Below are 11106 nucleotides of genomic sequence, written 5' to 3'. Positions count from 1 at the left end.
GCATCGGTCAGTTGAGACAGCCGCTGGCGCTCCTGCTGCACCGTCGCCAACACCTGCGTGCGGCGCTGCTGGTACTCGCGCAGCTGACGGCGCCAGCCTTCCAGCGGCTGGTAGGGCGTGAGTGATACCACCATCGCCATCTGCGCCAGCACACGCGCATCCAAGGTGTCGGTCTTGGCCAGTTGGCCGATGGCCTTGGCAAAGTCACGCGCTTGGCGAGGGTTCACACGCGCCACCGGCAGGCCGGCCGCATGCAGCGCATCCAGCGCTGCCAGTTCGTAGCCGCCCGTGGCCTCCAGCACCACTTGGTGCAGCTCCATGTGTCCCAGCCAGCTGCGCAGCTGGCGCAGACCTGCCGCCGTGTTGGGGAAGCGCCGTTCGCCTTTGCAGCCATGCACATGCACATCCAACCACTGCTTGCTGACATCGATACCTACGCCGTATGCCATGGAAAAACTCCGCTATGCTCGAAGGGTCGAGAGCTCTCCTGGGCTGCCCAGCCTGATCGTTACGAGTGCCAACTCCAGCAACTGTTCGGGCGCGTTTGCCAGGAGATCCCGGCGTGGCGACCTCGCTCTCCCGCGGTTGTTTAGACCTGTGGGTTATCGGTCGACCACGCCGGCTCTCGACACCTAATCTGGCAGATCGCCAAGAGATAAGGGGTCGGGGTGAGGGTACGGCCGCCAGCGTCGGTTGCACTGCGCAGTCAACGACGTCTCTGCGCGGCGATATCTCGACAGCCAACACCACAACGTAAACAATCTCGGCACAGGGGCCCTCACCCCGGGAGAGGGGCTTTGAGCCACTTCTCCATAACGCGCCCGCCGCTCTATCAGCTGCATCAGCCAATCATGCGGCGATGTAGCTGACATCGCGCAAACGCACCCGCTCACTCAGTCGCTTTTTTCCGCTTCGCACGCGGATGCGCGGCGTCGTAGACCTTGGCCAGATGCTGGAAATCCAGATGCGTATAGATCTGCGTGGTGGCGATGTCCGAATGGCCAAGCAATTCCTGCACGCCGCGCAAGTCGCCGGACGATTCCAGGATATGGCTGGCAAAACTATGCCGCAGCATATGCGGGTGCACGTCCTTGAACATGCCCTGGCGCACCGCCAATTGCTTGATGCGGATCTGCACTGCGCGTTGCGAAATCGCACCGCCCGCCCGGCCTGGGAACACGTGCGTGTCGGCGCGTCCAGCGCTGTCACGCCGCCACTCGCGCAACGCAGTGATTGCATGCGAGCCCACCGGCACCAGACGCTGCTTGCCGCCCTTGCCGAGCACCATCACCAGGCCGCTGTCCAGATCCAGGTCGCGCCAGCACAACGCGCACAATTCGCTCAGGCGCAGGCCGGACGAGTAGAACAGTTCCAGCAGCGCGCGATCGCGCAGGCCCAGTGGTGCATCGGTCGGCACTTCCACCAGACGCACGGCTTCGTCGGCGTCCAGCACTTGCGGCAACTTGCGCGGCGCCTTGGGTGCGCGTAGCGCCGCCGCCGGGCTGGCCGCAATGCGACCATGCTTGAGCAACCAGGCGTAATAACTGCGGCAGGCCGACAGGCGGCGCTGCAGGCTTTTGGGCGACAACCCGCGCCGATGCTCGGCCGCGACGAACTGCCGCAAATGTGCGCTGTCGAGCAGTGCACTGTCGCGTGGCATGGCATCCTGCTGCGTGCCGTCTTGCTGGTTCTGCCCGGCCGTCCAGGCCACCAGGGCCGCAAGATCGCGCCGATACGCGTCCAGCGTGTGCGCCGACACCTGCCGTTCGACCTGCAGGTAGGTCAGAAATGCGTCGACCGATGACACGTCAGCGTTCCCGATAGCGCGGCATGGATGGCGTTTTCTGCTCGCAGGCGTGGTCTTGCGACACACACGCAGACCTCATGCCTCGCAGGTGCAGAGATGCAAATTCTCCGACCGCCACCACCTCACGCCCTCGCCGCAGACGCATCGGCACCACCATCGGCAGCGTGCCGCCAATCCGGGTGCGCGCAGCAGCCCGCATCACGCGTGGAAGCGTTGCAACGCCACGCTCAGCGATTCGCCCATCATGCGCAGGAACAGCGTACCCATGCCGGGATAGAACCGGTTGGCGTCGCTGCTGCCCACCGCGATCAGGCCCATGCCCGGCAGCGGCAACAACGCGGTGGAGTGCACCTCGCCCGCCTGTGCGCCGTAGAGCAGTGCATGTTTTTCAGCCTGCAGGCGGCCGCAAATGGGTTCGCCATCGCTCAGGCAATCGCGGAAGGGAGCCAGCCGCGCATCGTCGGTTGCGATGACTTGCAGCCAGTCTGCTTCCAGCGCATCGACCGGCTTGAGCAAGACCAGCCGCACCAGTTCGCCGTTGAAATCTTCCGCCAGCGCGGCCGCCATTGCCTTGAGCGTATCGGCCGCGCTGGTCTGGCGCATCAGCGCAAGCGTGAGTTGATGCGTGCGCACTGCGAGCCGCTCGTTTTCCTGCGCATTGCTGCCCAACTCGTGCAGGCGCCGCGACAGTTCGCGGTTCTTGTCGCGCAGCACTTCCAGTTGGTAGGTGGCCAACGAGGCAGTGGGGCCATCGTCGCGCGGCACCAGCAAGGTCACTGCTAGATCCGGGAACTGCTTGAGGAAGGTCGGGTGACGTCGCAGCCAGGTGGCTACTTCGTGTGCGCCGAATTTGTCCGTGTTCTCGCTCATCCGTTCCACTCTCCATCGAAGACGAACACAGCCGGGCCGGACATCACCACCTGCTCCTGATCGCCGGGCCAGCGAATGCGTAGCTCGCCACCTGGCAAGGACACCCGCACGTCGCGCTCGACGCGGCCGCGCTGCATCAACACCACGGCGGCCGCGCACGCGCCACTGCCGCAGGCCAGCGTTTCGCCGACACCGCGCTCGAACACGCGCAAACGCACATGCGTGGGGTCGACCACCTGCACGAAACCTGCGTTGACCGAATTGGGAAACGCCGCGTTCTGCTGCAGCAGCGTGCCGACGCGCTCGACCGGTGCTGCATCCACCCGCCCGACCTCGACCACCGCATGCGGGTTGCCCATCGACACCGCACCAAAGCGCACGGTCTCGCCATGCACCGGCAGCGCATATTCGTCGCGTGCGTGCGCAAACCCGGCCAGCGGAATCTGCGCAGGCTCGAAGTAGGGCAAGCCCATCGCCACCGCGTAGCAGCCTGCATCGAGGCGTTCGACCGCATGCGCCGTGACCGGGCTGTCGATGACGAAGCGGTCGCCCTGAGCGGTGCCATCGCGCACCAGCCAGGCCGCAACGCAGCGCGCGCCGTTGCCGCACTGGCGCGCGGCCGAGCCATCGGAATTCCAGATGCCATAGGCCGCCACGGCACCTTCGCTGCGCGGCGCTTCGATGGTCAGGATCTGATCGCAGCCGACCCCGAAGTGGCGGTCGGCCAGCTGGGCCGCGAGCGCGGCACCCGGCGGCGGCGTGCCATCGCGCAGGTCCAGCACCACGAAGTCGTTGCCGGCGCCGTGCATTTTGGTGAAACGCAGACGCCCGCTGCGACCGTCAGCGCTCATTGCCGCTGCTAGCGGGCTGGTCGGTGGTGGGCGCGGGCGTGGTGTCGTTGTCCACAGGCGCGGGCGCAGGCGTGGACTCATCCAACGGTTGCGGCACGTCCGGCGGCTGCGGCACCGGCTGGGCTTCCACCGGCACCGGCTTCTGAGGCATCACCAGCGGGCCCTTGTTGCCGCAGGCGGCAAGCAGGACAAAGGTCGCACCAACCAGTGCGAGACGAACAGACGGTCGGGACATGAGGCTCATGGGCCGAAGTATAGCCAGAACGCCGTTACGGCCGTGCGCCCGGGGTGCACTCCGGTCGCGTGCTGTGTTCAGTGGGCGTCGGGCATCGTGCGCGGCGGCGGCTCGGGGCGCAGCCACAGCCAGATCGCCACCACGACCATGCTGCCGATCGACAGGCACTTGACCCAGAACACCGGCACGCACCACAGCATGATGGCGGCGCACACGCTCATGGTGAGTGTGGCCATCCATTTGGCCTTGCGGCTGACCGCGCGATAGGTCTGCCATTCCACGATCGCCGGCCCGAAGCGCGGATGCGACAGCAGCCAGGTGTGCAGGCGCTCGGAACCATGCGACGCAGCCCAGGCGGAGATCAGGATGAACACCGTGGTCGGCAGTCCTGGCACGAAGATCCCCGCGATGCCGGTGGCCAGGCTGGCGTAGGCCAGCAACCACCAGGCCCAACGGAATCGATTCGGTCGCGTCATGCGCAAATGATACGGCCAGAGCGGGCGGTGGTGGTCTCAGCAGCGCGGCCGGGGAGCGCCTGGATGGCTGCGGCCCGCGCTGCCGGCGCGTCGCGTTGAACTGCGCCGCTGTGCCACAGCCTCCCAGCCACAGGCGTCGACGCGGGCTGGGCCGAGCCGAGCGCCGGCAAGTCGCTGGCGATCTTGCCTGCTGCGCCTGCCACACTTTGCTTGAAGCTGCTGCCTGGAGCGATGGCTTGAAGCTCTGGCTTTACAGCGCGATCAAGACATCCAGCAACGCTGGCATCGCGTTGCTGCAGCGCCTTCGCGCAACCGCACCCTCATCCGCCCTTCGGGCACCTTCTCCCGACGGGAGAAGGATTCAAGCCGCAGCCTCGGTTGCGTCGTTTCGCCTTGCAGATCATTTCACGCCCAGCTGATCCAGCACGAACGCATACGACTCGGCCAGCTCGCGATAGCGGCGGAAACGGCCGGATTTGCCGCCGTGTCCGGCTTCCATGTTGGTGCGGAATACGATTGGCTGGGTGCCGGCATTGTCGTCGCGCAGCTTGGCCACCCACTTGGCCGGCTCCCAGTACTGCACCTGCGAATCCCACAGGCCGGTGCCCACGAACAGCGCCGGGTAGGCCTGCTTGCGCACGTTGTCGTAGGGCGAGTACGACAGCATGTAGTCGTAATACTCTTTGTTTTCCGGGTTGCCCCACTCGTCGTATTCATTGGTGGTGAGCGGGATGCTGGCATCCAGCATGGTGGTCACCACATCGACAAACGGCACCTGCGCCAGCATCACCCGGTAGTCCTGCGGGGCCATGTTGGCCACCGCGCCCATCAACAGGCCACCGGCGCTGCCGCCGGATGCGGCCACGCGGTCCTTGGCGGCATAGCCCTGTGCGACCAGGCCGCGGGTGACGTCGATGAAGTCGTTGAAGGTGTTCTTCTTGTGCAGCAGTTTGCCGTCGTCGTACCACTGCCGGCCCATTTCCTGGCCGCCGCGAATATGCGCGATGGCATACACCACGCCGCGGTCCAGCAAGCTGATCGCCGGCAGATTGAAGGCCGGGTCCATCGAGGCGCCATAACTGCCGTAGGCATACTGGAACAGCGCTGCACTGCCGTCTTTCTTGAAGCCTTTTTTATAGACCAGCGACACCGGCACCTTGACGCCGTCGCGCGCACTCACCCACACGCGTTCGGTCACGTAGTTGCTGGCGTCGTAGCCAATCACCGGTTGCTGCTTGAGCAACCTGCGCTCGCCGGTCTGGGTGTTGAGCTCGTAGGTGGTCGCCGGGGTGGTCAACGAGGTGTAGCTGTAACGCAGCCACGCGGTGTTTGGCTCGGAATTGACCGACAGGCCCATCGAATACGCTGGCTCATCCGCCTTGACATATTGCGGTTCTCCGGCAAGCGCCTGCCCATCCTGGTGCGGACTGTTGAACTGAAGGCGCACGCGCTCCAGGCCACCGGAACGTTCTTCGATGGCAGTGAACCCATCGAACAACTCGAATTTTTCGATGTAAACGCTGTCGTCGTGCGCCACCCAACCGGTCCACTGCTTGCGCGTGGTGGCATCGGTGGGCGCGGTGACCAGCTTGAAGTTCCTGGCGTCATCGGCATTGGTGCGGATCACCCAGCGGCCAGCGAAATGCTCGGCGTGGTATTCCACATCGCGCTCGCGTTTGGCAAGCACGGTGAACGTGTCCGGCTTGGCGGCCGGCGCGTAGCGCGTTTCCGAAGAAACCGTGCTTTCAACGGAGATGGTGATGTACTTGTCGTCGCGGGTGCGGCCGATGCCCAGGTAGAAGCTGTCGTCCTTCTCTTCGTACACCAGCACATCGTCCTTGGACGGCGTGCCCAGCACATGCTTTTTCACGCGCACGGTCAGCAGCGTTTCCGGGTCGTTTTCGACGTAGAACAGCGTCTTGTTGTCGTCGGCCCACACCACATTGGCCGACACGCCTTCCACGGTGTCCGGATAGATCTCGCCGGTGTCCAGATTCTTGAAGCGGATGGTGTATTGACGGCGGCCGACAGCATCGTCGGCCCAGGCGAGGATGCGGTTGTCCTGGCTCACTTCGGCATCGCCGACGCTGAAATAGCCCTTGCCCTGCGCCATCTGGTTGACATCGAGCAGGATCTCTTCCGGCGCGTCCATGCTGCCCTTGCGGCGCGCCTGGATCGGATAGTCCTTGCCGGTTTCGAACCGCGTGTAATACCAATAGCCACGCGCGCGGTACGGCACGCTGGCATCGTCCTGCTTGATGCGCCCGACGATCTCGGTATACAGCGTTTCTTCCAATGGCTTCAACGGCGCCATCAGCGCATCGGTGTAGGCATTTTCGGCATTGAGGTAGGCCAGCATCGCCTTGTTTTCGCGCTTGTCGTCGCGCAACCAGTAATAGTCGTCGCTGCGGGTCGCGCCGAACGGCGCCTTGACCACATGCGGGTGCTTGGCGACGTCTGGCGGCGAAGGAGGAGCGGCGAAGGCGGGGGATGTGGTCATCAGGCTGGCGATCAAAAGAGTCAGGACGGGCTTCATCAGATTGGGGTCCGTTGGATGAACGCAATGCCATCCCAGCACCCGAGTGTGGAAGAGCCCGTCGCCGGGCGTCATGTGTCCTAGGTCATGCTGGTCTATCATCTTCGCAATGGACTCAACGCCTTCGCCCGCAGCCGGGTATAGCCGCCGCAGCCAGGACATCGCCCCGTTTCATGTGATGTCGCTGCTGGCCCGCGCCAATGCGCTCGAACAGGCCGGCCACGACGTCATTCACCTGGAAATCGGCGAGCCCGATTTCACCACGGCCGCGCCGATCGTCGCCGCCGGCCAGGCAGCATTGGCGGCCGGCCACACGCGCTATACCGCCGCACGCGGGCTGTCGGCGCTGCGCGAGGCGATCGCCGGGTTCTATGCGCAGCGCTACGCATGCGACATCGATCCGGAGCGGATCCTGGTCACGCCCGGCGGTTCTGGCGCATTGCTGCTGGCCAGCAGCCTGCTGGTGGATCCGGGCAAGCATTGGCTGCTCGCCGACCCTGGCTACCCATGCAACCGGCACTTTCTGCGGCTGGTGGAGGGCGCCGCGCAACTGGTGCCGGTGGGCCCGGCCACCGATTATCAATTGACCCCTGCGCTGGTGGACACCTGCTGGAACGCCGACAGCGTGGGCGCCTTGGTGGCTTCGCCAGCGAACCCCACCGGCAGCGTGCTGTCGCGCGACCAATTGGCCGGGCTTTCGCAGGCGCTGCATGCGCGCGGCGGTCACTTGGTGGTGGACGAGATCTACCATGGCCTGACCTACGGCCTGGACGCGCACAGCGTGCTGGAAGTGGACGACAGCGCATTCGTGTTGAACAGTTTTTCCAAGTACTTCGGCATGACCGGCTGGCGCCTGGGCTGGCTGATCGCACCGCCCGACGCGGTGCCGGAACTGGAAAAGCTCGCGCAGAACCTTTACATCAGCGCATCGACGATTGCCCAGCACGCCGCACTGGCCTGCTTCACGCCCGAAAGCATCGCCATCTTCGAAGCGCGCCGCGCGCAGTTCCAGCAACGCCGCGATTACCTGCTACCGGCGCTGCATGCGCTGGGGTTCGACATCGCGGTCGAGCCGCAAGGCGCGTTTTATCTCTATGCCGATATCAGCAGATTTTCCGACGATGCGCAGGCGTTTTGCGCGCACTTCCTGGAGACCGAACATGTCGCCTTTACCCCCGGCATCGACTTTGGCTTCCACCGCGCCAGCCAGCACGTGCGCATTGCCTACACCCAGAGCCTGCCGCGGCTTGAGCAGGCGGTGGAACGGATTGCGCGTGGGTTGCAGCATTTTTGATGACATGACGCGCGGTTTGTACGGCTTATCGCTATAGCTGCGCTTGGCCGCAGCATCGCTCGATGCGGTCGATAAAAGCAGCTGTTTTCAGGCGCTGCAGTTGTACTTGTGCACTCATGGATGCCCGGTTCTGCGTGTGCCCGTACCCTCATCCGCCCTTCGGGCACCTTCTCCCGGTGGGAGAAGGAAATAACAAAAAAGCCCTGGGCCACTCGGCCCAGGGCCTTGTTCGACACAACCTATTGAAAAAAATCAAGTTGCGGATTTGCGTTCGATCAATACCGCATCAATCCGCCAACCGCTCCCACAGGAAGCTGTACGCCAGCGCTGCCATATGCGCGGCCTGCGCGTTATTGGCCGCGCCACCGTGGCCACCTTCGATGTTTTCGTAATAGGTGACGTCCTTGCCGGCCTCGATCATCTTGGCCGCCATCTTGCGCGCGTGGCCCGGGTGCACGCGGTCATCGCGGGTGGAGGTGAGGAAGATCACCGGCGGGTAGGTCTTGTTCGCATCGAACAGGTGGTACGGCGAGAAGGTCTGGATGAACTTCCAGTCGTCGGTGTCCGGGTTGCCGTATTCGGCCATCCACGAGGCGCCAGCCAGCAGATGGCTGTAGCGCTTCATGTCCAGCAGCGGCACCTGCACCACCACCGCGCCGAACAGTTCCGGGTACTGGGTGAGCATATTGCCGGTCATCAGGCCGCCGTTGCTGCCGCCCTGCACGCCCAGGTGCCTGGTGGAGGTGATCTTGCGCGCCACCAGATCCTTGGCCACCGCCGCCATGTCTTCATAGGCCTTGTGGCGGTTCTGCTTGAGTGCGGCCTGGTGCCAGCGCGGGCCGTATTCGCCGCCGCCGCGGATATTGGCCACCACGTACACGCCGCCCTTTTCCAGCCAGGCGCGCCCCAGACCGCCTGAGTAATTGGGCGTCATCGAAATTTCGAAACCGCCGTAGCCGTACAGCAACGTCGGTGCGCTGCCATCGAGCTTCAACGCCTTGGGGCGCACCAGGAAATACGGTACGCGGGTGCCGTCCTTGCTGGTGGCAAAGTGTTGCTCGATGGTGTCCTTGCCGGCATCGAAGAACGCCGGCATGGTCTTGAGCGGCTGCGGTGCAGTGCCCACGTCCACCCACGACAACGTGGTGGGAGTCAGGTAATCGGTGACGGTCAACCACAGTGCGTCGCTGTCGTCGCTGTCCACCGCGCTGACATCGACCGTGCCGAACGCAGGCGCACCGACGAAGGCGCTTTTTTTCCAGCCATCCTGCGATGGGGTGACAACGCTCAGGCGGTTCTTGACGTCTTCCAGCACGTTCAACACCAGATGCGACTTGGTCCACGCCACACCGGCCAGCGAGGTGGTGTCGGTGGGCTCGAACAGCACCTCGATGTTGCGCTTGCCGGCCATGTAATCGTCAAAGCGCGTGGCCAGCAGCGAGCCGGACTTGTAGGTCTTGCCGCCCACCGTCCAGGGCTCGCGCAACTCCAATGTCAGCCACTGGCGCTTGACCGACTTGCTGGCCGAATTGGGCACATCCACCTTGACCAACTTGCCATCGGCGCCCTTGAAATACAGCTCGTCGTTGTAGAAGGCCAGGGTGCGGCTGACGAAGTCGCGCTCGAAGCCGGGCGTGTCGTCGTGCATCGCCGCGATGTACATGTCGGTCGGCTTGCCTTCGTACACCACCGAGGCGGCGCTGAGCGGCGTGCCGCGCTTCCACTGCTTGGCGATACGCGGGTAGCCGGAGCTGGTCATGCTGCCGGCACCGAAATCGGTGAACACATAGACCGTGTCCTGGTCGATCCAGCCCAGCCCACCCTTGGACTCCGGGCGGAAGAAGCCGTCCTTGACCCACTGCTTGCCGGCCAGATCGAACTCGCGAGTGACATCGGCATCGGCGCCGCCGCGCGACAGCGCGATCAGGCAGCGCTGGTACTCCGGGCGCAGGCAATCGGCGCCATGCCAGACCCAGTTCTCGCCCTCGGCCTTGTTGAGCGCGTCCAGGTCGAGCACCGTTTCCCACTTGGGCGCCGGCTTGCGGTATTCGTCCAGCGTGGTGCGCCGCCACAGGCCGCGCTCGTGCTGCTTGTCCTTCCAGAAGTTGTAGTAGTACGCGCCGATCTTCTGCACGCCGGGAATCTTGGCGTCCGAATCCAGCACTTCGCGGATGCTGGTCTCCATCTGCTTGAACGCCGGCGTGGTGGCCAGGCGCGTTTCGGCCTTGGCGTTCTGGGCCTTGACCCAGTCCAGCGGCTTGGCGCCGGTGACATCTTCCAACCAGGCGTAGGGATCGTTGGACACGGCGGTTTCCTCTGCAGAGACGGCGCCAGCGGTGATCAGGCCGGCAACCAGGCAGATCGAGGCGAACTTGGGCATGTATTTTTCCTGAAAAACCAATGCCGGAAAACCTAACACAGCCCTTTGCCCGGCCTCCCCTGCCGAAGGTCAGGCAGCCCGCGCAGGTGTCGCTGTCCGCGAAGCGACACGCCGGCGCTGCGCCTGCGGACCGCGCCGACGCGGCAAGGCCCGCCGCTGGCCCGACCGGGCCAGCGTGGGCAGCGCGAAGCGGTGCAAGCTCCACCAGGCCAGCATCGGCATGCCCACCAGCCACAGCGGCAGCCAGCCGATCCACTCGCTGTGCCCACGCGCAGCCGGCCACACCAGCACCAGCGCCAGGCCAGCGAGGGCGATCTGCCGCACCGGGCGCAGCACCCGCGGATCGGGACGGTCGGAACGAGAGGAAGGACGATGCGACATGGCGGCACTCCGTGGCAGAAGGGATGAAGACAGGCCGGCAGAATTGCCTGCCTCCATCTCACCGATTGCGACCTGGGAGGCGAAAGGTTGAGCCGCGCGGGGTCCGGCGCTGCATGATGTGCTTTGCGGCGGGGATTGGGGATTGGGGAGCGAGGGCTGAGAGTTGGCCGCGCCGGCTTTCAACCTTCTGCAATACCGCCTTGCGCCGCACCGGCCGCGCCAGACCAACGTCCATCGCCCTCCGGCCGGCAACGATCTACTGCCGATGACGCTGTC

At 64.7% G+C, this 11106-nt stretch carries 10 protein-coding genes; 1 reads left to right on the top strand and 9 read right to left on the bottom strand.

Annotated features, from left to right (window positions below):
• The 7 genes from A7D16_RS10750 to A7D16_RS10720 form a co-directional block, all read right to left on the bottom strand.
• The coding region (locus A7D16_RS10750; protein WP_153043152.1) for an IS110 family transposase at positions 1–449 on the bottom strand (449 nt) is incomplete at its 3' end.
• Between the two features lie 440 nt (positions 450–889).
• A complete protein-coding gene (xerC, locus tag A7D16_RS10745) occupies positions 890–1807 on the bottom strand; it encodes a tyrosine recombinase XerC (protein WP_064632505.1) in 918 nt (305 codons plus the stop codon).
• Between the two features lie 198 nt (positions 1808–2005).
• Entirely contained in the window at positions 2006–2677 is a 672-nt protein-coding gene (locus A7D16_RS10740) for a DUF484 family protein (RefSeq protein ID WP_064632502.1), read from the bottom strand.
• Positions 2674–3528, bottom strand: a complete 855-nt coding sequence (dapF, locus tag A7D16_RS10735) for a diaminopimelate epimerase (RefSeq protein WP_064632501.1) — start codon at positions 3526–3528, stop codon at positions 2674–2676. Before dapF ends, A7D16_RS10740 begins: the two co-directional genes overlap by 4 nt.
• On the bottom strand, positions 3518–3772 hold the full coding sequence (gene lptM / locus A7D16_RS10730; RefSeq protein ID WP_064632499.1) for an LPS translocon maturation chaperone LptM: 255 nt from the start codon (positions 3770–3772) through the stop codon (positions 3518–3520). The genes dapF and lptM overlap by 11 nt, the downstream gene beginning before the upstream one ends.
• Positions 3773–3840: 68 nt before the next feature.
• Positions 3841–4239, bottom strand: coding sequence for a YbaN family protein (locus A7D16_RS10725; RefSeq protein ID WP_064632497.1), 399 nt, complete (start codon positions 4237–4239; stop codon positions 3841–3843).
• 400 nt (positions 4240–4639) lie between these two features.
• The gene (locus A7D16_RS10720) at positions 4640–6775 is read right to left on the bottom strand and encodes a S9 family peptidase (RefSeq protein ID WP_064632495.1); all 2136 of its coding nucleotides are present in this window, start codon (positions 6773–6775) and stop codon (positions 4640–4642) included.
• Positions 6776–6884: 109 nt separating this feature from the next.
• Between A7D16_RS10720 and A7D16_RS10715 the strand changes: the two genes are divergently transcribed.
• Positions 6885–8069, top strand: coding sequence for a pyridoxal phosphate-dependent aminotransferase (locus A7D16_RS10715; protein WP_064632493.1), 1185 nt, complete (start codon positions 6885–6887; stop codon positions 8067–8069).
• Positions 8070–8355: 286 nt separating this feature from the next.
• Here the strand turns inward: A7D16_RS10715 and A7D16_RS10710 are convergent, their stop codons facing one another.
• Both A7D16_RS10710 and A7D16_RS10705 read right to left on the bottom strand, forming a co-directional pair.
• Complete coding sequence (locus tag A7D16_RS10710) at positions 8356–10449, bottom strand: prolyl oligopeptidase family serine peptidase (protein WP_064632491.1); 2094 nt, start codon at positions 10447–10449, stop codon at positions 8356–8358.
• Between the two features lie 69 nt (positions 10450–10518).
• Positions 10519–10830, bottom strand: a complete 312-nt coding sequence (locus A7D16_RS10705; RefSeq protein WP_064632489.1) for a hypothetical protein — start codon at positions 10828–10830, stop codon at positions 10519–10521.
• Between the last annotated feature and the right edge of the window lie 276 nt (positions 10831–11106).

It is taken from the genome of Xanthomonas nasturtii, assembly GCF_001660815.1.
GTDB lineage: Bacteria > Pseudomonadota > Gammaproteobacteria > Xanthomonadales > Xanthomonadaceae > Xanthomonas > Xanthomonas nasturtii.
The sequence above is the reverse complement of the archived record's forward strand: the minus strand, read 5'-3'. Positions and strand labels throughout refer to the sequence as shown.

Coding starts and splice junctions, on each gene's coding strand:
- A7D16_RS10740 (WP_064632502.1), bottom strand. CDS start 2,677: ATGAGCGAGAACACGGACAAATTCGGCGCACACGAAGTAGCCACCTGG.
- dapF (WP_064632501.1), bottom strand. CDS start 3,528: ATGAGCGCTGACGGTCGCAGCGGGCGTCTGCGTTTCACCAAAATGCAC.
- lptM (WP_064632499.1), bottom strand. CDS start 3,772: ATGAGCCTCATGTCCCGACCGTCTGTTCGTCTCGCACTGGTTGGTGCG.
- A7D16_RS10725 (WP_064632497.1), bottom strand. CDS start 4,239: ATGACGCGACCGAATCGATTCCGTTGGGCCTGGTGGTTGCTGGCCTAC.
- A7D16_RS10720 (WP_064632495.1), bottom strand. CDS start 6,775: ATGAAGCCCGTCCTGACTCTTTTGATCGCCAGCCTGATGACCACATCC.
- A7D16_RS10715 (WP_064632493.1), top strand. CDS start 6,885: ATGGACTCAACGCCTTCGCCCGCAGCCGGGTATAGCCGCCGCAGCCAG.
- A7D16_RS10710 (WP_064632491.1), bottom strand. CDS start 10,449: ATGCCCAAGTTCGCCTCGATCTGCCTGGTTGCCGGCCTGATCACCGCT.
- A7D16_RS10705 (WP_064632489.1), bottom strand. CDS start 10,830: ATGTCGCATCGTCCTTCCTCTCGTTCCGACCGTCCCGATCCGCGGGTG.